Source organism: Psychrobacillus sp. OK032 (assembly GCF_900111345.1).
In the GTDB taxonomy this organism is placed as follows: Bacteria; Bacillota; Bacilli; order Bacillales_A; family Planococcaceae; genus Psychrobacillus.
Window position 1 is genome coordinate 1 of record NZ_FOGY01000018.1, and the last position, 19,671, is coordinate 19,671.

A 19,671-nucleotide genomic window follows, 5' to 3' on the forward strand; every position below is an offset into this window, starting at 1 on the left:
TACCTTATCAATCTCTTTATGAAACAAACTTAATGGATTTAACTATTTCAATAGTAGTGGAAGTTGTTTATAACTTAATGTTTATCCATTACTTTCAGAAGATTTACAAGTAAGGGATCTAATCGTAACAAGCCACTCAAATAAAGGGTGATACATATCGTTAATGGTATGTATCACCCTTTATTTCTTAAGAATTGCCCGTTTTCGGTTTATTACTATTCAACTAAAGCACCCGTTAGTTGAAGAAGAATTTTAATATTAAGCCTACTCTAATTCACCTATAAACCAAATATCTCTTTTATAAATTTCCTCATCTTCATCGGTTATTTCTTCTTTAAATCCTAAGACATCCATATCCTTGGGGATGTTTATTCCCCACTCTCTCTCAAAACTTCTTTCTTTGGACAGAGGAATCCATTTTTGAAATTCGTCATTTCTATTAAAGAACCCCTCGAAGTGAGAATCACCAGTAAATACTATAATTTGAGAATCAAACAATGCTTGGAAACTAATATAAACAACCACTCGACACTTATCAGGAGTATTTGGTTTGATTTCAATCAAATGTTTAGCCCGTTCTAATAAAGTTTGAACACAAAGTCTCTTAATTCCAAAAGGAGTCCTATCGGAATCAATAAAACCTTGGGCAACTGGTAAATGAAGATGCCAATATCCATTATAAAAATCCAAAGGAAAATCAGAAGTTTCCTCCCAGATTCGTTTTATCATATTTCTTGTTTTTCGCTTCAAGCCCCTTAACTTCTTATTACTCATTTTTATCTCCTATCTATTTTCCATTCAATTTAACCTTTTTTTGTTTAGTATATAGCTGCTTATTTTCCCCGTTTCCTTATTGAAGTAAAGCACCCGTTAGTTGAATAAGTAAGTTACAAATCGCAACTGTCATCCGTATTATTCCTCTTCTTTTTATCACCAAAATACTTCCAAAGATGGTATGTCGACCAAAATAAAGCAATAGATATAATTGATAAAAATGGTGAAACATAAGTTTTTTCAAGAATATAATCAGGGGTAAAAACAGCGAACAAGACCAAGGTAATTATAGCTGGAATCAAAAGAATCCAGTAACGTTTGTCTTTAAAAGTGTTAAAACTCCACATACAATCCTCCCTGTACCAACATGTTATTTTCAAACTAAAGATATCCATATATTATACAACACTGTTCAACTAACCTGCTTCGTTAGTTTAATAAGAAAAAATGCTTTACCCTTCTTGAACTAAAGCACCCGTTAGTTGAATAAGAAAATCTTTACTGCTTTATACCCTTAACTATAAAAAAACAGCAATTATTGAAAGAATTATCGCAAGGATTGTTAACGCAAAAACTATATTTGTACTTTTTTTTACTTTACTTATAAGAATTTCATTATCTGGTTCTGTCTTAACTATTTTACGTTGTCTATTATTTATTAGTAAAACTATGATATACAGCAATAATGCTACAATATAAAACGACATTTTTATCCAGTTCATAATTTCCTCCTCTTTCACTGAACTATCTTGCGAATTTAATTGAATAACAAACAATATAGGCAGTCTCCTAACAGCACAATATACCATTCCTTCTTAAACTAACCTGCCGCTTTAGTTCAATATAAAAAAGGCTTTACTCCTTCTTGAAGTAAAGCACCCGTTAGTTGAAGAAGAACCAGCTAGCTTAATAAGCTAATCATTCTCATTTCTCAAAACATCTCCATTTACTACTGCTATTTTCAGCTTAGGGAAATCTCTTATAAAGTTATATTCAGTTAGCTTTCCACATGTATCCACAAAAATCTCTTCTAATGTATCACTATAATTCTCAAGACCCTTTAAAGAAACTAAGTTCCTACACCTATGAATCTCAAGTCTTTTCATTCCTTTCAAAGCATTCACGGTAGTTAAATCATAGACATTAGACCAATTTAGATGAACTGTGTTTGAACAGTTTGGAAATGTGTAGTTCTCAAAACTCTTTTCTTTGGGTTTATGGTGCCAAAAGTAAAAATTCTCGATATGAATACAACTATCCATTTTTTCATCTTTAGAAATCCAATCGGTAGATATTTGCGTTAAATTCTCTAACAAAGCAAAGTTAATACCTTTTCTTTTACCATGAACCCCAAAATGTTCTAATGATTTTAATGAATAAACACCCTCTATATTTTTTAAATTCACATCACAAAACCATATTTTTTTTACGTTACTTAATTCATGTAGAAAATCAAAGTTATCTTCTTTAAAACCATAATCCCCTAAACCGAATACACCATCGTATTTACCACTTTTATATTCTTTAATACAACCACTTATATTATTTGAATCTATACCTAATTGTTTTTTTCCATCTTCAATATTCACATGAAAATCCCCAATTTTTCTAATAGGCATTTAATTAATTCCCCTCTAAAAACAATTCACTTTTTATAGTATAACCTCTTCGCCCTGTTAAACTAAACTGCCCCGTTAGTTAAATAAGAAAAATGCTTTACCCCTTCTAGAAGTAAAGCACCCGTTAGTTGAATAGTGTAAAGAGTAAAAAATATAGTATTAGTTTTTATTTTGCTCATCTAACCTTTGCAATATAGTGTCTAATTTTTGGTTGATTGTCTGCTTTTCTTTAGTCGAATTTTTTAATTGTTTAATAGCAATAAAAGTAATAACAATAGCTAAGATGAAAAAGATTAAAGGTATTAAAGTCGCTATAACATCAACAATATTCACAGTCACTAATTCACCCCCTACTAGAAGGATTCCAAGTAAAAAGTATTTCAAATTATCTCCCCCTAACAGTTGATACGACCGTGTATGAAAAAGGTTTCAATTATTGAACTAACCTGCTTCGTTAGTTCAAGAAGAAAAAAGAGCCGTCAAGCCACCCGTTGGATATGTAACTAATATTTAGCAAAAGTGGTAATTAATAATTAAATTATTACTCCGAAGACTTACATGGCTACATGTGAGTTATATACCTTTTTGAATTTCATAAAACTTATGATTCTCCATAACCCAACATACACAAACAGAGAAATAATAGATAAAGCATTTAAAGTCAAAGCATCAATGCCTGGTAATAAGTAATCAGCTAATCGTCGGATAACAAATACTGAAATTAAAGCAATCACAAAACCAATGCTCTTTTTCGCATATATTTTCCCATCCTCTCGAATCTCGTAACCAGTTGTATAAATCAATGGAACAGATAAGATAGTGCCAAATATCACTGAAACGACAATTTCTATTGAAGTCATGTGAACAGAAGGTTGTATCACCACAGAAAAGGCAGGTGACATATAGAGCAGCGGCAGCAAAATTCGCAAGCCAGAACCTTTAATTGGGCGGACCATAGCTCTTGTTCGCCTCCAAAGTACCAATCCAAAAATAACAAGTAAAATTGCGTACATTCCATATTGCATGTTTATTGTTCACTCCATCTCTTATACTTCAATTGTAATCGAACATCTAAATTGGCAATTGTAAATAACAGGGAAATTTACAGAATTTAATAGAACTTAAAGGAAGTTTTACTTTCACACTACCATCAGCCAGATTTTCCTTCTATTTGATTTTTGATTGCATGTTTAAATATTCAATGAACAGGGGCATAAATCCTTTTTGGATCTATGCCCCTTTGTACATTTCCTTTTTAAACTATTCTGCTTCATTACTTCCAATAGGAAAGAGCGACCTTCGTTATTGAAGCAACGCACCCGTTAGTTGAATAAGCTTCACTTTTGCTTTTGTTAATTGTCTGCTAAAAAGTCTATATTATTTTTGTTAGAATAAAGAAAAACATTATAAGTTATTGATTTTCATCCTCTTTTATTCATTACAAGCATTAGTTGGTTCGTCACCTACTACTTTGGCAATTGTGTTTGAAATTCCCTGTGCCTCTAAACACTTTTTATATTCTGCTTCATCAGATAATTCAATTTTATAGTATATTCCTACCACACCTACTATAATTACGACTGCTACTACTGCTGATAATATTTTTTTCACATCGACAACTCCTTTATATGTAGAAATTACTTCCATAAAAAGCATAACAAAGATTTATTTAGGCGTAAATACAGTGATAGTCTAATAAAATATAAGACCTTAGCCGTAGCTCCATCGCTTTTATTAGATATGTTCCATCTACTAATTCCACACTATACTATTTTTTAGTAACCTGCTGCGTTAGTTGAATAAGAAATCCATATAATTTCAACACTTAAGGATTTACTCTTTGCCTATTTTTCTACGTCCGAATATACCAACAATATCATCAAAACGTTGTAGCAATCCCTTTAAATGATTTTTTTTATTAGAAGAGAGTTTATTGAAAATATTAGCCCTTCATTTTCTTTTTAAAACCGGAAATCGCAATAAAGTAAATAACGATTGTATAACCGATTACCCAAAGTAATGGAACGACAAGATCTCCATATTCACCGGCTAATGTTGCCCTTGTTGCATCTCTGGCATGAGCAAATGGGAGCAAATAAGAAAACGTTTTAAATGTGCCACCAATCATATCTAATTCAAACCATGTTCCGCTTAACCAAGCTGAAAGGTTCACAAAGATCGCAAAGGCCCCTCCGACTTGCTTATCTGTTAGTAACGTCCCTAGTAAAATACCAAAGCCAATGTATAGAAAGGAAATAATAATAAGTACAATAAATGAAATAATGACGCTGATATTAAATGGCAAATCTAAAACGAAGGCAGAAATAAAGCATATAACAATTTGCAGGATTGCGACCGGTAGCAGTGGGAGTGTATATCCAACGATAAAATCTGTTGCTGTCATAGGTGAAGCAAAGATGCGTGTTAAGAACGAAGTGCTTTTGTCCTTCCCAAGAAGCATTCCAGAAAACAATGTGATAAACGAGAAACTAAAAACGACAACACCCGGCGTTAAGTTTTCAATACTGTATAAATCAATGGGCATATTTTTTTGCATTATAGAAAATAGCCACATGATAATAATCGGAAGCAAAATACCAAATAAAAGTGTTATTGGATCTCGTAATATTTCTTTACGATTTCGTTGTGCAAATGTCAGCATTCTCATCGTTACTGTTCCTCCGTTAATTGAAGAAAGACATCTTCTAATGTTGCTTGACCTGTTTGTTGTTTTAACTCTTCACTTGTACCGAGTGCATGTAATTTTCCATTATGCAAAATGCCTACTCTGTCTGCCAATGCTTCTACCTCTTCTAAATAATGTGTTGTCAAAACAATCGTCATTTTCCCTTTTAAGCTTAGTAAAATTTCCCACAAATCACGTCTTGCACGGACGTCTAATCCAAGTGTTGGCTCGTCTAAGAAGAGAATTTCAGGATTTGAAATCATTGCCATTGCAACACTTAACCTACGTTGTAAACCACCCGATAACGTTTTAGCTCTACTTTCCGCACGATTTGTTAATCCAAATCTCTCCATCATTTCAGCAGACTTTTTCAAAGCATCACGTTTATTAAAACCATATATTGCTGCAATGAACTCCAGATTTTCTTTTACCGAAAGATTTGGTGCAACAGCCGTTTCTTGTGGAGAAAGGTTAATTTTTTGCTTCACTGCTTCTAGCTTTTCAACAATACTGTCTCCATTCATCCATGCATCACCACTTGTAGGTGTCAGTAAGCAACTTAGCATTTTAATTGTTGTAGTTTTTCCTGCAGCATTTTGGCCCAGTAGTGCAAAAAACTCTCCTTTTTCAATGGTTAATGATAAATGATCTACTGCTGTACGATCTTTGAACTGTTTAGTTAACTCTTTCATGACAATCGCCATTTATTTGTTTCCTCCCTCTTCATTTCGTTTCGATTGAATAGCTGCGTTGATCTTTTGTATATCTTTTTTCGAAAGGGTATATTGAATCCACCACGTCAGAATATACGTCGCTAAAAAGCTAATCATCATAATAATGACGTTTTTGAACGTTTCCGGCGTCCATAACAGCATCACTACCGGCACCCATACAATGGAGGTTACGCAAAAATGGATCATATATTGCTTCAATAGTCCCCATTTTGCAATATCAAAAACAAGGGAACTTGTAGCAAAAACAACACCAATACAGCCGGTCAAAATAATTTGAGTGATGAACGCTGTTGTTTCATTTGTAAAGAACGCACGAAAATTATCTAATACGGGAAGATAAGTCCCTTGCCCTACTTGCAATGAAATGAGGATCTGAACCACTTGTCCAATCAATACCCCAATGACAAAACCACCAATTATTCGACTGAGTATAGATTTCATACTATTTCACCTCATATTCCAAATAGTTTCTTTATCTTTGTGACATAGCGACGGGAAGCAAACGTTTTAATATCACCTTTTAAAGTCACACCAATTGTTCCGGTTATACTAATATCCATGTTAGTAATCATTCTGATATTCACGATTTCTGATTTCGAAATACGGATAAACAATTGATTATCTAATTTTTCTTCAAGTTCATATAACCTTAAACGGACCGTATAGATACCATCTTTCGTTTTAACATACACTTTTTGTTTCTCTGCATAGATCCGAATAATATCCTTATTGTGAACGATTTCAACACCTCGATGAGAAAACACTGCTAGTGAATCCACCGTATGTTCTGATAGGCGTTTCATTATCTCTGCAATCTCGTCTGTCATTTTATCAGTGAGAATGAGGATTCTCGGATCTTTACAAGACGGATCAATTGAAACTTCCACTTTCATTTCATCACATCCCTTCCGCTCACCTTTACTATAAAAAGAATTCTTCTTCCTGTATATGAATTTTCGATAATCGGTCGTTATCGGATGGTAAGCGGTTATAAAATTAATGTCACATAGTCAATTAAAGTAAGGGATATAGCACATATCTTTAAAAGAATCATCTCTTTTATACCACTATTAAAGGATTATCCATTATTTCTTTAGCATAAAAAAGAATCAACTTTGTTAAAAAGTCGATTCTTACTTTAATTTCTAAGTTCAATTTTACAGACTCTACGAGTTCCACTCTATTGATTTACTTGTTGTTGTCTTTATCTTTTTATTAAACTAACCTGCTGCTTTAGTTTAAGTGTAACATTTCACAATGAACTGAGAACAACTTAATGTTTTGGACATAAAAATAGACCATCGAAAATGATGGCCATGTTTTGCTAAAGCACCACGTTAGTTGAATAAGAATAGCGAAATTTATCCCTTTAGGAAACCTTATTTAATCGGTTCTTCTTTATCATAATCCCTTTTACCAGTATCCTCATTTATTGCGTGAGCAAACGCAATTCCATCTACTGTTCTCATATAAGAATAAGTGTAATTTCTTTCGTCGTTGAAAATGATTTCTATGATTTTTACTCGAAGTCCTTTCATAACTTCTCTTTTAACATATTTAGGTGTAGAGTATTCTTCGGGCGTAAATCCTTTATCATTTAAATAATCTACAACTTCATTTTTAAAATCTTCTACTTTTTTATATTCTGAATACCAAAAAATTCCGATAAATACCAATAAAAAAACAAAAATAATCGAAATATATTTTTTCATAAGTACACCTCTTATTTTTAATATTGCACAAAAATATTAGTTGCTTTTGTGGGAACGCTACCCGTTGATGATAATTCCCACTCGATAGTTGCTGGTGGCTTGCTCGTTACGTCACTTGGTATGAATTTGCAGATGATAAGTCGGTTAAGAGCAAAATGTATTATGTTCCTCACATGGAAAGTACAAATCAATAATACGGTAAGCATGTGTTGTCGTCCGTCACCTTTGCGACTAGGGAACAAATAGACAGCTTCTTTTGGAAGTTTTTCAAAGTAGTCAGCAATATCAGCCATCAAGCTTTTTAAATAAACGGTTCTTTACTTCACGAATTTTAAAATTAGATTTTTCTTTGACTTATAATAGTCCAAATATGTTATTTTTCCATAGATATGAAAATCGTTGATAATTGCCATTTAAAGGATGGTAAATTACAGACGTTACAGAAATCATTATCCTGTAAAACTAATTCTGCTTTTTGATACTTATCAAAGACTGATTAAACTTGACTGACTCTTCCCACTGGGGAAAATGACTTGAATTTTCGAACCAAATGAGTTTTTTTGTAGTTTTTATTGTGTGATAGTAATCCTCTACTAATGAAGAAGAAACATGCCTATCATGACGCCCCTCAAAAAACGTAATAGGGACATCGAATCTCTTGTATTCACTAAAATCAATTTCCATGAGCTCTTGCCACAAATATTGTATAGATTGTAGACTCCCTTTTTCACGATTGATTAAATCTTTAAATGTGTACTTTGATGAAAAAATGAAATCCCATACCAGTTGGTAGTAATTGCTTTTTCCATATAAAGAATGTCTGTATCGAACCACTAATTTAGTAACGAATAATAAATCGTTTAACCAATCTTTTTGAGTCAATGAAAGGTCAATATTTTTCAATCGCTGAACAATCTTTTTTTGATTTTGTTCTTGACTTTCTTTCAGAACAAATTCATATTGACACTTCAACCCTTTTTTCATGTTAACTACTTGACCACATCCAAAATAACTATGTACTAGCTGTGGATATTTTTTAATGAAAATTAAGCCTAGGACACTTCCCCACGAGTGTCCTAAAAGGTAAACTTTTTCTTGTTTAAACGTTTCTAACAAATAATGAATTAAACTGTATAGGTCTTCTATATAAGTTTCAATAGATATTTGTTCCTCTTCCGAAAAAGTATAGTAAGACTTTCCAGCCCCTCTTTGTTCCCAGACTACAACATTAAACGTTTTTCCAAGTTCTGAGTTATATTTATAAATCAGTGGTAAAGCGGCATCACCTGGACCTCCATGCAAATACACTAAAAGAGGAAGATTGTTATTTTCACCAAAAATTGAAATAAATTGTTTTGAAGAGCCTATTTTTATATAGTTTGACACTTGAGTTTTCATTTTCTTCTCCTACCTTACTATCGTTTTTGAGATTCAAGATAACATCTTTATTCTACCTCTTTATTCTGTATAAATTCTTATATTATCCATATCTTGAGCATCCATTTCTAAAAACTTTATAGTAGAATCCTCGAACTTTTTTTTGCCTTTCGAAGCATGTCAGGTGAATAATCAATTGCAGTAATATCTAAGTCCGAGTAATTTACTATCTCTAAATCAGCACCCGTCCCTACACCAACAAACAAGATTTTTTGTTTGTTATCAAATGTTATTGATTGAAATATTTGTTTTCGAGCATTTAAAAAGATACCCGAATTAAAAAACTTATCATAAATTGGAGGACCAATTTTATATATAAATTTATTCCAAGAATTATTCAAACTGCTTCACTCCTAATTCAAGCTTAATTCTAATCAATTTCAAGCACTATTTATCTCCAAATTATATCTTTCCTTCTTCAATTAAACTGCTTTTTTAGTTCAATAAGAAATGAGCCTCCTAAGCAGCTCAACGCTCTTCAAGTAAAGCACCCGTTAGCACAATAAGAAAAGCCTTCGAAATCACTAATTACTCTCTTTACTTTTCTTATAAAAGTTTGATACCACCCCTAATATAATTCCGATTGCAATTAAGGGTATAGAAAATGTTGCATATGGCTCAGGAGTATCCACAATCCAAAATGTCTGATTAAAAGCAAATCCAGCTGCCATTATCCATACTCCTAAATAAAATAAGATTTTTCCAGTCTTGGTATGCCTTTTCAATAAAAAACACCCCCCTTACTTTTCTCATTCCTATATAACCATCTTCAACTAACCTGCATCGTTAGTTGAATAACAAAAGTGCTGGGTTTTATTTTAATTACTTTACACAAATTATTCCACACAGGTCGTAAAAATCCTCTATATGAAAAATAAAAGCAGAACTAAGAGATATCTTTAGTTCTGCTTTTATCTTATTGATTATAATGTTGCACATTCTATACGAATATTGTTAAATAAGAGTTTTTACTTTAACTCTTGACTTTTAATAAAATATCTTTGGTTGTTTGTTTTCTGTTTATATAAATGTTATAAGAAAAAAGGCTTTACTCCTTCTTGAAGTAAAGCACCCGTTAGCTCAATAAGAGGATTCAAAAAAGGGCAACGCCTTCACGTTCCCCATCTTTACTAACCTTTTTTTATTTTTAACATCGAGTTAGCATTTATCTGAAATTCATACGGTACTTTCACTTCTTCAACTGTACAGCTAACGTTAGCCAGATAACTTATTATTTTATCTAAATGCTCGTATCTTTTTCCCTCTAAATCAACTAAAGGGAAAATACGAATTTCCTCTTTCGAAACCCTCAATAACTCATTTAGCGTTTCGATGTGAAATTGATAATCTAATCTATCCGCATACATAAATAAAAAATGTGCCGAGAGTAGCATATCAAATTCCGCATTCTTAAATGGTAACGAAGGTAAAGTTACGGGAATGTATCTTCCGTTGTATTCTCTCATGTCGTTAGTACAATCTTGCAAGGCACTTAAACGATGATTTCTAAGACCTTCTATATCATTAAAATAATCCCATTTGTAATTGTTTTTGGCTTTTTGCATATGCTCCATTGCGTGTTCAATATCATGGAGACCTTTATTTTTTAGGTCTTCACCCGAATGATAATAGGCAATGTCGCAAGCTGTTACATCTAAACCCAATTTGTTACCAATAGCAGTAAATGAACAAGCTCCTGCTGGACAATCGAGTATTTTCTTTCCTTGTAGCTCTTCCTCTGAAAGCAAGAACATATCCAAATACTCTTCAAATGTTCTCCCAATAAAAACGATTCGTTCTAAATCTAACTTTACACTCTGCTTAACTTTACTCAACTAAACTCACCTCTTCTAAAAGTTATCCTTTATATGCACTCATTTTTTTCTTACTTATGAACCAAATTAATATCGTTAGAACAAGTAGTATGACAGGAGTCAAACCAACATATTTCCAAGCATTATTTGCCCCTGAAAAATAATATGCTATCGGTATGAATGTAAAAGTACTAATTAGTAAGAATACCCAAGACGTTTTAACAACACCCACCAATAAAGTTGCAATTGAAACAAATAATGAAAGTTGCCATAATAATAACATTTTTTCACCCCCATTTAACTTATTCGTTCTTCAACTAACCTGCTGCTTTAGTTCAATAAGAAAAAAGAGCTGCCTAAGCAACCCATGATCTTTAACCAAAGCACCCGTAGTTGAAGAAGTATTCATTAAAATTGGACACTAAACCCTTTAAATTTATGAATTCCAGTTCCAAATCTTACAAGGTCCTGTTCCCTAAGCTCTTTAACTGCATTTTTCACTTCTTTCAAAAGAACTGAATCAAGACCTAATGTGTTATGTCCTCCATAAATCTTAGTTACATTAGGGATATTTGATATTTTTTCCAATGACTGCACCAATTCTACAGGATTAGTAGTTGGAAAAAAGGCATAAATCGGAGTCTCATCATAAAGCAAATCACCTGTAAATAAATAACCTTTACTATTATCGAAGATGGAAATATGACCTGGAGAGTGCCCAGGGGTATGGTAGATAGTCAATTTTCTACTCCCTATCTCTATTTCATCACCATCATTTAATAAACCAGTTGGATTTCCTTGAAATGGTTTATATGTGTCAGGAGTAAACGTTTCAGGAGTTGGTATTGTAATATCACGACTTACATCTTTTCTTATTTGTTCGATTGGAAGTTTCTTAATTCCATTGATAAGCCAGTCTTCTTCATCCTTATGTACGTAAATATTCTTAAATTCACCGTGACTTCCAATATGGTCCCAATGAACATGTGTGGTGAGTACAATAATTGGTAGGCTAGTCAGTTGGTCTGTAATTCTTTGAATGTTATCAATCCCAAGACCCGTATCAATTAATACCGCTTTCTCTTCACCAATTAATAAAAATGAGTGGACTTTTTCCCAATGTCCAAACTCGCTGATAGCAAATGTTTTATTATCTATTTGTTTAACGGTGAACCAAGAGTCTGTGATATTAACCATTTATTAATTTCTCCTCTCTAAACTTAACTTAATATTATTTCTCCATTAGTTTGATAAAAACCTTTTAATTTTCTTGTTAAACTAAACTGCTGCGTTAGTTGAAGAAGAAACACAGTACTGGTAATAATTAAAGCATTACTTTTTTTTCAATCGCTTTTATCCTATCTTCTAATTCTTTATTTTTCTTTCTTACTTTGTCTACATAAAATGCAGAACTAAAACCAAGCCCTAAAGCTAACCATGTAATAAATTCCATTTTCAATCTCCTATCATACTCATTTAAAAATCATTATTTATATCCAGATTATAACATCTCTTATTCAACTAACCTGCGGCGTTAGTTCAACAAGAAAAAAGGCTTTACCCCTTCTTGAAGTAAAGCACCCGTTAGTTTAAGTGTAACTCTTCACAATGTTACAATATATTTGTGTTAGTTAAGGCAACTTACGCTTGAAATTTCTAAACTACACTAAAACTGCAACAGGAATATTATTGTTAGAACTCGAAAAAATACTTTTACGTTTAAACCTAAATAACTTTTTGATTTCTAAAATACCATTTTATAAAGAGTATACTGCATAAAATGGTTAGAATTGCAATTCCAAATGCTAGATAAGGTGCTAATATTACCAATGATCCAATATGAATACTTCTAAACGATTCAAATAAAGATTCCACTTTCATAATATAGGTCAAACTGTAAGGATAAATAGCATCTAACCATTTTATGTAAGGAACAGCTTTTACAATATCAACAATAACAATTGGAATAAAGAATATGCCTGCACATAGTAAGAAGCTAGTAAATGAACTTTTACATAAGGATGAAACTACTAAGAATATTAGCGTTAATGCTATACTTCCTAATAATAGTAATCCGAGTTGGATAGCGTGATATTCCATCGCTGAAAGGGCGTATGGCGATGTGGCTAATGAAGTTAAAAATTGTATTGGTGCATCCCAACCTTTAAAAGCGTGTGACCAGTAGCTCATATTGGCACTTGCTCGGTATAAATTATAGATCCATATTATTGTAGTTATACTCGCATAGACGACAATTGTATAAAGAGATGCAATGATTATTTTTGCTGTCACAAGTTTCGTTCGTCCATATTTTGAAGTGAGTGTATATTGTGATACACCTGTCGCATCATCTCTAGAAAATATGGCATACAAGCCGACCAACAAAAGTATTCCTATAAAAGTAACTCCATTACCACTTAAATATTCTATTACTATATCTGGAAACTCAAAATTTGTTAAATACATTACATTAACATTATCCCTAAATTGAATTTCTTCCTTGATTTCAACGTTATTGGATGTATTAACCAATTCGTTTTCTAATCCATTTATTGCATCGTCTTGTAATACCGACAGCTTCTCAGCAAAAAGAATCGTATAATACGGATTATCGGTATTTGATAGTTCCTTTGATCCAGCTTCTATTGATGCAAGTATTTTTGTTGCTTCTTCTACATCTTGCTCCCCAATAGGTCCTTCTAATTGATCATAAGCTGATTGATCTGAAGTATCGATGACACTATGCCCAAGAAAAATAAAACAAGCGATTAATAACAATACAGCATAAATAATTCTTTGTTGAAGAAGAAGTTTCAGTTCCCAAATAATCAGTTGCCTCATGTTATTGTTCCTCTCTAAAATAGTACAAGTAAATATCTTCCAGTGTAGGTTCTTTTTTGATAGCTGCCGGAAGTGGTTGATCCTCATGATAAAGTCTTACACGAATCTGACCACCCGTTTTCTCAATGGCCCCCACCCTATACGTATTTTCAATATTAGCCAATTCAGATGGACGAATGATTACTTCCCATACTTTGTTTTTTAATGTATTTAGTACTTCTTCAGGGCGATTTAGTTGTTCAAGTTTACCTTTTCTTAAAATACAAACATAATCAGTCAAACCTTCTAAATCACTTGCAATATGTGTTGTGTATAAAACAATTCTGTTTACTGATAGGCTAGCAATTATTGAACGAAATCGAATTCTTTCTTTTGGATCAAGACCAGCTGTTGGTTCATCAAGAATCAAAATTTTAGGATCGTTTAACATCGCCTGTGCAATGCCTACACGTTGCTTCATTCCACCTGATAATTTACGAATCTTTTGATTCCGTTCCTCATAAAGATTAACTTGCTTTAGCCAATAATCGACTTTTTGGTGAAGTACTTTCTTCTCAATCCCCTTTAACGTCCCGACATATTCTAAAAAAGAATGTACTTTCATATTTGGATAAAATGCTACATGTTGCGGTACATATCCGAGTAAGTCACGATATTCTTCTCCCAAACCTGTTATTTCTTCACCGTTCAATAGCACTTTGCCAGATGTCGGCTTTAAGACATTGATAATGATTCGCATGAGTGTCGTTTTCCCTGAACCATTTGCACCTAAAAAGCTATAAACACCCGATGTGAAGGTTAAAGAAATATTGTCGAGAATCTGTTTGTTTTTATATGATTTACTAATTGATTGAATACTCAATTCCATTGTTATATGCCTCCTGATATTTAACGATTATTTTATACATACTGAACACCAAAGTAGCTGCAACTATTAAATGAATAACTAATGGTAAGGAAATCCATTCGTTTAAAATTGTCTGTTGGGCAATAAGTATGCCAGACCCCATGAACCATGCCACCATCATGAATGGCACTACAGTATAACGTGAAGGAAGGCGTAAAGATAAACCTAAACACAATACGGCCATCGTCATAGCTGGTATTATCCAAGTAATTATTAGTGATAAAACAAATTCAATCTCCACAATACCCATCACAATAATGAGTGGCACAACTGTTAGTAAGTGAATACTGATTCCTACAATCAACCGAACAAGGAATAACTGTCCAGTTCCATATTTATAAGTCATTTCAAGCTCCGTTACTTCGGAAGTTTTGTTCTTTAAACACTCTGTTAAACTTAGTACAATTGATAATGGCGAAATACAAAAAACATATCCAAGAGTCATATATGGTGAAGAGATACTTAATACCAAAATACTTGAAAATAAAATTAGGAATTGGATAAAGATTAGCAGTCTATTCGCATATTTCAACTCATTCCATACCCAAGTAAATAAATGTTTTTTGGAAGGTACGTTACTTTCAACCATTAAACCTTGCACATGCCGAATGGTTTGTTCTATATGTTGCTCAGATGGTGGCGGCACATGAAAGCGAGAAAAGTAAACATCTATCTCTTTTTCAATCTCGTCCAATTCTGTTTGATCTATTTCGTCCCTCATTGTCGTCCCTCCTTAAAATGTGAGAAAGTTTTTTCAACCCTTGAAAAACACGCGATTTTACAGTCGTTTCTTTTGACTTCGTCATTTCAGCAATTTCATAGTATTTATAACCGTGAAAATATTTTAATATGATGGCTTCACTCTGAATCTCAGGTAGTCCCTTTAAAGCCTCTTTTATTTCGCGAGACTCTTCTTTTTTCTCATATAAATACGCAACGTTTCCTGTCTTGCCTTCAATGGTTTCTTCTATCCATTCGTTCTCCATACTCTTTTTTGTTGCTTGCTTTGACTTCATGTAATCTCTTATTTGATTTAAAGCAATAGTTAATAACCAGCTGCGAAATTTACCTTCTCCCTTGTAAAGAGCTATGGATAAAAAAACTTTTGAAAAAACTTCTTGTGTTAAGTCATAGGATAAGGGCTGTTGATGTGTTTTTCTATAAATAAAGCTATATACTTCGTAGTAGTATTTTTGAATAAGCGATTCAAGTGCTGCTTTACTACCAGCTTTAATTTCTTCTATTAATTCTTCATCAGTCAAACTATTCCCCTCCTTTCATCTATAAGAACGAAACAATAGTAAAAATAGTTTTAAATCGCATGTTAATTCCCCAAAAAAATCCGATTTCATAAAAATTATGAAATCGGACTTTATATCATAAACAATTTGAAAGTGACATCAAATCAAAACACTTCACATGGTTAACAAGCCAACTGGCCGTGTTACTTTTAAAAAAGTATTGCTCCTATTAAAGTAAAGCACCCGTTAGTTGAAGAAGAAAAAAGAGACGCTAATTAAAGAATCGCGCCCTTTTACGGAATATTGTAAAATAAAGAAGTTAGAAAACAGTTCCCTAGTTATTGTGCTGAGCACCTATTAATTTAATAAAAACATTAAAATTCAGATAGAAATCTATGAACTATTTCATTGAAAACATAAGGTTGGCAAAGATTACTTGGGTCAAAAGAATTTTCAATTACATGCATCTCTGTGTCTTGTATTAAATCACTTACTTGTTTCATCATTTGGGTACCTATTTTAGTTTTGCTTCCAACCAAATAAAGCGTAGGAATTCTTAGAGTTAACAAATGAAAGGCCCGATTCGAAAAACACGTTTGCAAAGAAATATGTCGACTACTCAACCCAACCTTTTTCCAACGCAATCTGCACAGCTTCTGACCTAGACTCCGCTTCCAACTTCTGAATGGCTGATGAGACGTAGTTCCGCACTGTTCCTTTCGTCAAGAACAGTGTTTTGCTGATATCGTCCGTTGTCAGCCCATCTTTCGTCAAACGCAGTACATCTGCCTCCCTTTCGCTAAGCGGGTTCTTCTCCTGCATGAAAAGGACTGCCGACAGATCTGTACTGATGACCCGCTCTCCCTTCATCACCCGGCGGATGGATTGGATAAGGAAGTCAATCGGTTCATCTTTCAACAAATAGCCTTCCACTTGCGCATCCATCGCTTTTTGCAGATAGCCTGGACGGGCGAATGTCGTAACAATAATGATTTTACAAGGCAGCTGGTTTTCACGGACTTTTCGGGCAACTTCTAAACCACTCAGATACGGCATTTCAATGTCTAAGATACACACATCAGGGTCAAGCTGCCTGATCGAGTCGTACGCTATTTCCCCATCGGATACGGCAGCAATCACATCGATATCCTGTTCGAACTGTAATAAAGAAGTGAAAGCGCTGCGAACCATCTGTTGGTCTTCCGCAATGAGTATTCGAATCATTCCAGGACTCTCCTTTCATGATGACTTACTGGTAGACGAAGCGAAACGCTAGTACCACCTGTCATACAATCTTCCACAGTGGCACTTCCAAACATTGCCTGCATCCGTTCTTTCATCGTTTGCATACCCATTCCGCTTTTCATCTGCTGCAAACCAATTCCGTTATCAACGACTTGCACATGGTATGTATCACTTTCCGTACGTAGCTTGATCAGACAATGGGTAGCCTCGCTATGCTTAATAACGTTCGTTACCGCTTCGCGCAATGAAAGGCTAAGCATCGTTTCTTCTACGCTAGAAAGAAGTGATGTCGCTTCCTCTGCTTCTACCGTAGCATCAATTCCAGCTTGAGTCAGTATATTCCGCAGCTGCTCAATTTCTTTATTCAACGGAATGAATTTCATTTCAGAGACTAGCTCTCTCACTTGTTTCAATGCGATTTTTGACGAAGTTAAAATATCCAATAATTCTCTTTTGGCCTGTTCCACATCACGATCAATCCATTTGGCGCTTAGCTCGCTTTTTAGTTTAATCATCGTTAATGTTTGCCCTAATGTATCATGGAGATCTCTCGCAATGCGATGCCTTTCCTGTTCCTCGATGGACTGTTGCTCAAGCTGATGATTGGCTACGAGCAATTCATCTTTCAAATGCATATTTTTATCCTGAATGTAAATCAACATAGGGAAACCCATTTGCAGAATCATGATGGGTAGAAGGACGGAATGCTCCCATCCGAATCCCATATCGAATGTCGTGAAGAAAACTATTAGGAACATGGCACCAATAGCCGCTATGCCTATTCCGCGGTGCCAGTGACTAGTTGCCCTCCCTAAGAAATCCGCAAAAATGAATCCGAATATAAGTACAGCCGGTTTAATGAGCACCCCAAGGACAGTGAGGATAGCAACGCCTACTAACACTGCTAGCAGCAATCTCCCGTCCCGATACCATAAACCAATATAGAACGTGAAGAGGAAGATAGCTAACAAAGCAATGCGCAAAGGCACTCCTAAGACAGTTTCTGTTTCAAGGACGATAAAAAACAGGAAGACCAGAGAAATTGCATCGACGATCAAATAATGTTTCATTTGTTCTTTCGGGTAAATCTTCACGTTCATATCGCCTTCCCCCTTTTCATCTCATTAAAACCGTCCCGATAACCCGCCTGCGGATTGTTTCCATTGGTCCGAATGCAAAATACCGGTGCCAGACCGAAGCAAATAGAAGTTGAATCATTAAAATGCATAACCAAATCCCAATGATTTGCAACGTACTTAATTTGCCTCCCAACCCAAATCCCCAGCTATAAAATAAAACCGAAGCGATAATATTTTGCATGACATAGCAGCTTAGCGACATCTTTCCGACATTTTCAAAAAGTTGCCAAAAGCCGTTCCATTTCTTCCATTCTAACATTTTCGAAATAATAGCGACATAGCCAAGTGACATCAAAGGGGCAAACAGATAACGGACCGGCATATCAAAAACACCGCCTGGAATGAAAATAAAAAGATTCAGGGGGATTCCAATGAAAATACCTAATTTCAACAGTTTACTCCGCTGTTGTCGACCCTTTTCAGTCGGTGAAAAAACCTCTGCGCGCATCATCCGAACTCCCAACAGGAAGAGGAAAATATTCATCGGGATAATAAAGATGGCTTCCGCCCTGAGTAAAAGGAAGTTGGACAGGCGATAGTCGACTTGTTGGAACCATGACCCCTCTTGATACAAGGCAGTTACTTCCTGGAAGCTCCCGAGCGACATATTTGCGCCAAGCAAGCCAAGTAGCAGAACCGACAGAATGACAACAACGTGAAAGCCTCCGAATCCCCACATCGCCCTGTGAATCGAACGATTTCCACCTTTTATAATTAAAGCTACAATGACGGCTGTCACTCCGTAGCTCATTAAAATATCGTATTCCATGACAAATACAAAATGCAGGAACCCTTCCGCAATAAGAAAGGCGGATGTCCAAAGATAAACACCCGGCCACGCTTTTCCGTTTCGCAAAGCTTGCCGATACTTCAATTCGACACCAACTCCAAACATGATCGTTAGCAAACCTAATAACTTTCCATTCACTAAAAATAATACAAACATACGGATTAAGTCATTGGTCTCCCATCTCCCTGCAAAGTCCAAAGTGGTAATCGCCCCCAAATCACCTAGATGGGCAAATATCCAAATATTCGTTCCGAGCGTCCCTAATACTGCAAAACCGCGTAAAATATCCAATAATCTTATTCTATTACGATGCGTCCCCATAGTAATCTCCCCCCAGCTTGAGTTGTCTTCATTATAGCTATCAGCAAGTCCATCGCATATTCACAGGTGTAAGAAAATGACGATGACAGGTGTCATAACCGAACAGCTATTGTGTGGGTGCCTGTGCAAGGTACATTTATTACAATTCATAAAAAGTAATAAAAACACAAGATTAACCAGCCAAAGACTTTGGCTGCTGTGCTCCCTATTTCATTTATGCAATTGTAGTGCATTATCTGAATTGCGTCTCACACAGTGATCGCCCCCCTTAAAACGGACAAAATAGGGTATAGGGATAACCCCTTCTTCAACTAACCGTTAGTAATAGGTAAGCATTTGAGGTTATCGCCAGCTTTTCCCCTACTCCACACGGAACGTGCCAGTTTCCAAGCATTCCGCGTTCCATCTAGC

General features: G+C 34.5%; 25 protein-coding genes. All 25 read right to left on the reverse strand.

Features of this window, described 5'->3' with window-relative positions:
• Positions 1–264: 264 nt before the first annotated feature.
• The 25 genes from BMZ04_RS20885 to BMZ04_RS21005 all read right to left on the reverse strand — a co-directional run bounded on the left by BMZ04_RS20885 (position 265) and on the right by BMZ04_RS21005 (position 19,260).
• On the reverse strand, positions 265–774 hold the full coding sequence (locus BMZ04_RS20885; protein ID WP_093277277.1) for a DUF3916 domain-containing protein: 510 nt from the start codon (positions 772–774) through the stop codon (positions 265–267).
• 518 nt (positions 775–1,292) lie between these two features.
• Positions 1,293–1,550 carry a hypothetical protein gene (locus BMZ04_RS22560; RefSeq protein ID WP_093277284.1) on the reverse strand — a complete coding sequence of 86 codons (258 nt, stop codon included), beginning with the start codon at positions 1,548–1,550 and terminating at the stop codon, positions 1,293–1,295.
• A gap of 138 nt (positions 1,551–1,688) precedes the next feature.
• Entirely contained in the window at positions 1,689–2,393 is a 705-nt protein-coding gene (locus BMZ04_RS20900) for a hypothetical protein (protein WP_093277289.1), read from the reverse strand.
• Positions 2,394–2,552: 159 nt separating this feature from the next.
• Entirely contained in the window at positions 2,553–2,777 is a 225-nt protein-coding gene (locus tag BMZ04_RS20905; protein WP_093277294.1) for a hypothetical protein, read from the reverse strand.
• A gap of 170 nt (positions 2,778–2,947) precedes the next feature.
• Positions 2,948–3,406 (reverse strand): CcdC protein domain-containing protein, encoded by a 459-nt coding sequence (locus BMZ04_RS20910; RefSeq protein ID WP_255368057.1) that lies wholly within the window; start codon positions 3,404–3,406, stop codon positions 2,948–2,950.
• Positions 3,407–3,824: 418 nt separating this feature from the next.
• On the reverse strand, positions 3,825–4,004 hold the full coding sequence (locus BMZ04_RS20915) for a hypothetical protein (protein ID WP_093277307.1): 180 nt from the start codon (positions 4,002–4,004) through the stop codon (positions 3,825–3,827).
• 331 nt (positions 4,005–4,335) lie between these two features.
• Positions 4,336–5,061, reverse strand: a complete 726-nt coding sequence (locus BMZ04_RS20920) for an ABC transporter permease (RefSeq protein WP_093277313.1) — start codon at positions 5,059–5,061, stop codon at positions 4,336–4,338.
• Between the two features lie 2 nt (positions 5,062–5,063).
• Positions 5,064–5,783 (reverse strand): ABC transporter ATP-binding protein, encoded by a 720-nt coding sequence (locus tag BMZ04_RS20925; protein WP_093277319.1) that lies wholly within the window; start codon positions 5,781–5,783, stop codon positions 5,064–5,066.
• Entirely contained in the window at positions 5,784–6,254 is a 471-nt protein-coding gene (locus BMZ04_RS20930) for a DUF3021 domain-containing protein (protein WP_093277327.1), read from the reverse strand.
• An 11-nt stretch (positions 6,255–6,265) separates the two neighbouring features.
• Positions 6,266–6,640, reverse strand: a complete 375-nt coding sequence (locus BMZ04_RS20935) for a LytTR family DNA-binding domain-containing protein (protein WP_255368058.1) — start codon at positions 6,638–6,640, stop codon at positions 6,266–6,268.
• 552 nt (positions 6,641–7,192) lie between these two features.
• Positions 7,193–7,525, reverse strand: coding sequence for a hypothetical protein (locus BMZ04_RS20940; protein WP_093277337.1), 333 nt, complete (start codon positions 7,523–7,525; stop codon positions 7,193–7,195).
• Between the two features lie 462 nt (positions 7,526–7,987).
• The gene (locus BMZ04_RS20945) at positions 7,988–8,923 is read right to left on the reverse strand and encodes an alpha/beta fold hydrolase (RefSeq protein ID WP_093277341.1); all 936 of its coding nucleotides are present in this window, start codon (positions 8,921–8,923) and stop codon (positions 7,988–7,990) included.
• Between the two features lie 116 nt (positions 8,924–9,039).
• On the reverse strand, positions 9,040–9,303 hold the full coding sequence (locus BMZ04_RS20950) for a class I SAM-dependent methyltransferase (RefSeq protein WP_255368059.1): 264 nt from the start codon (positions 9,301–9,303) through the stop codon (positions 9,040–9,042).
• Between the two features lie 183 nt (positions 9,304–9,486).
• On the reverse strand, positions 9,487–9,687 hold the full coding sequence (locus BMZ04_RS20955; protein WP_093277346.1) for a hypothetical protein: 201 nt from the start codon (positions 9,685–9,687) through the stop codon (positions 9,487–9,489).
• A gap of 405 nt (positions 9,688–10,092) precedes the next feature.
• Positions 10,093–10,797, reverse strand: coding sequence for an SAM-dependent methyltransferase (locus BMZ04_RS20960; protein ID WP_093277349.1), 705 nt, complete (start codon positions 10,795–10,797; stop codon positions 10,093–10,095).
• 22 nt (positions 10,798–10,819) lie between these two features.
• Positions 10,820–11,059 carry a hypothetical protein gene (locus BMZ04_RS20965; RefSeq protein ID WP_093277353.1) on the reverse strand — a complete coding sequence of 80 codons (240 nt, stop codon included), beginning with the start codon at positions 11,057–11,059 and terminating at the stop codon, positions 10,820–10,822.
• 125 nt (positions 11,060–11,184) lie between these two features.
• Positions 11,185–11,973, reverse strand: a complete 789-nt coding sequence (locus BMZ04_RS20970) for an MBL fold metallo-hydrolase (RefSeq protein WP_093277356.1) — start codon at positions 11,971–11,973, stop codon at positions 11,185–11,187.
• 127 nt (positions 11,974–12,100) lie between these two features.
• Positions 12,101–12,229, reverse strand: a complete 129-nt coding sequence (locus BMZ04_RS23000) for a hypothetical protein (RefSeq protein WP_255368060.1) — start codon at positions 12,227–12,229, stop codon at positions 12,101–12,103.
• Positions 12,230–12,501: 272 nt separating this feature from the next.
• Positions 12,502–13,617, reverse strand: a complete 1,116-nt coding sequence (locus tag BMZ04_RS20975; RefSeq protein WP_093277360.1) for an ABC transporter permease subunit — start codon at positions 13,615–13,617, stop codon at positions 12,502–12,504.
• A 1-nt stretch (position 13,618) separates the two neighbouring features.
• Positions 13,619–14,485 carry an ABC transporter ATP-binding protein gene (locus BMZ04_RS20980; RefSeq protein WP_093277366.1) on the reverse strand — a complete coding sequence of 289 codons (867 nt, stop codon included), beginning with the start codon at positions 14,483–14,485 and terminating at the stop codon, positions 13,619–13,621.
• Positions 14,460–15,245, reverse strand: a complete 786-nt coding sequence (locus BMZ04_RS20985; protein WP_093277370.1) for a hypothetical protein — start codon at positions 15,243–15,245, stop codon at positions 14,460–14,462. Before BMZ04_RS20985 ends, BMZ04_RS20980 begins: the two co-directional genes overlap by 26 nt.
• Entirely contained in the window at positions 15,205–15,786 is a 582-nt protein-coding gene (locus BMZ04_RS20990; protein WP_093277374.1) for an RNA polymerase sigma factor, read from the reverse strand. Before BMZ04_RS20990 ends, BMZ04_RS20985 begins: the two co-directional genes overlap by 41 nt.
• Positions 15,787–16,380: 594 nt before the next feature.
• Positions 16,381–16,989 carry a response regulator transcription factor gene (locus BMZ04_RS20995; protein ID WP_093277378.1) on the reverse strand — a complete coding sequence of 203 codons (609 nt, stop codon included), beginning with the start codon at positions 16,987–16,989 and terminating at the stop codon, positions 16,381–16,383.
• Positions 16,986–18,110, reverse strand: a complete 1,125-nt coding sequence (locus BMZ04_RS21000) for a sensor histidine kinase (RefSeq protein ID WP_093277381.1) — start codon at positions 18,108–18,110, stop codon at positions 16,986–16,988. The genes BMZ04_RS20995 and BMZ04_RS21000 overlap by 4 nt, the downstream gene beginning before the upstream one ends.
• Positions 18,111–18,126: 16 nt before the next feature.
• A complete protein-coding gene (locus BMZ04_RS21005) occupies positions 18,127–19,260 on the reverse strand; it encodes a DUF418 domain-containing protein (protein ID WP_093277384.1) in 1,134 nt (377 codons plus the stop codon).
• Between the last annotated feature and the right edge of the window lie 411 nt (positions 19,261–19,671).

What these genes read in the sequence shown, in the direction of transcription:
- BMZ04_RS21005 (WP_093277384.1), bottom strand. Translation starts at nt 19,260, where the DNA reads ATGGGGACGCATCGTAATAGAATAAGATTATTGGATATTTTACGCGGT.
- BMZ04_RS20910 (WP_255368057.1), bottom strand. Translation starts at nt 3,406, where the DNA reads ATGTACGCAATTTTACTTGTTATTTTTGGATTGGTACTTTGGAGGCGA.
- BMZ04_RS20925 (WP_093277319.1), bottom strand. Translation starts at nt 5,783, where the DNA reads ATGGCGATTGTCATGAAAGAGTTAACTAAACAGTTCAAAGATCGTACA.
- BMZ04_RS20900 (WP_093277289.1), bottom strand. Translation starts at nt 2,393, where the DNA reads ATGCCTATTAGAAAAATTGGGGATTTTCATGTGAATATTGAAGATGGA.
- BMZ04_RS20945 (WP_093277341.1), bottom strand. Translation starts at nt 8,923, where the DNA reads ATGAAAACTCAAGTGTCAAACTATATAAAAATAGGCTCTTCAAAACAA.
- BMZ04_RS20885 (WP_093277277.1), bottom strand. Translation starts at nt 774, where the DNA reads ATGAGTAATAAGAAGTTAAGGGGCTTGAAGCGAAAAACAAGAAATATG.
- BMZ04_RS20975 (WP_093277360.1), bottom strand. Translation starts at nt 13,617, where the DNA reads ATGAGGCAACTGATTATTTGGGAACTGAAACTTCTTCTTCAACAAAGA.
- BMZ04_RS23000 (WP_255368060.1), bottom strand. Translation starts at nt 12,229, where the DNA reads ATGGAATTTATTACATGGTTAGCTTTAGGGCTTGGTTTTAGTTCTGCA.
- BMZ04_RS20940 (WP_093277337.1), bottom strand. Translation starts at nt 7,525, where the DNA reads ATGAAAAAATATATTTCGATTATTTTTGTTTTTTTATTGGTATTTATC.
- BMZ04_RS20965 (WP_093277353.1), bottom strand. Translation starts at nt 11,059, where the DNA reads ATGTTATTATTATGGCAACTTTCATTATTTGTTTCAATTGCAACTTTA.
- BMZ04_RS20935 (WP_255368058.1), bottom strand. Translation starts at nt 6,640, where the DNA reads ATGACAGACGAGATTGCAGAGATAATGAAACGCCTATCAGAACATACG.
- BMZ04_RS20995 (WP_093277378.1), bottom strand. Translation starts at nt 16,989, where the DNA reads ATGATTCGAATACTCATTGCGGAAGACCAACAGATGGTTCGCAGCGCT.
- BMZ04_RS20980 (WP_093277366.1), bottom strand. Translation starts at nt 14,485, where the DNA reads ATGGAATTGAGTATTCAATCAATTAGTAAATCATATAAAAACAAACAG.
- BMZ04_RS20985 (WP_093277370.1), bottom strand. Translation starts at nt 15,245, where the DNA reads ATGAGGGACGAAATAGATCAAACAGAATTGGACGAGATTGAAAAAGAG.
- BMZ04_RS20970 (WP_093277356.1), bottom strand. Translation starts at nt 11,973, where the DNA reads ATGGTTAATATCACAGACTCTTGGTTCACCGTTAAACAAATAGATAAT.
- BMZ04_RS20920 (WP_093277313.1), bottom strand. Translation starts at nt 5,061, where the DNA reads ATGAGAATGCTGACATTTGCACAACGAAATCGTAAAGAAATATTACGA.
- BMZ04_RS20930 (WP_093277327.1), bottom strand. Translation starts at nt 6,254, where the DNA reads ATGAAATCTATACTCAGTCGAATAATTGGTGGTTTTGTCATTGGGGTA.
- BMZ04_RS21000 (WP_093277381.1), bottom strand. Translation starts at nt 18,110, where the DNA reads ATGAACGTGAAGATTTACCCGAAAGAACAAATGAAACATTATTTGATC.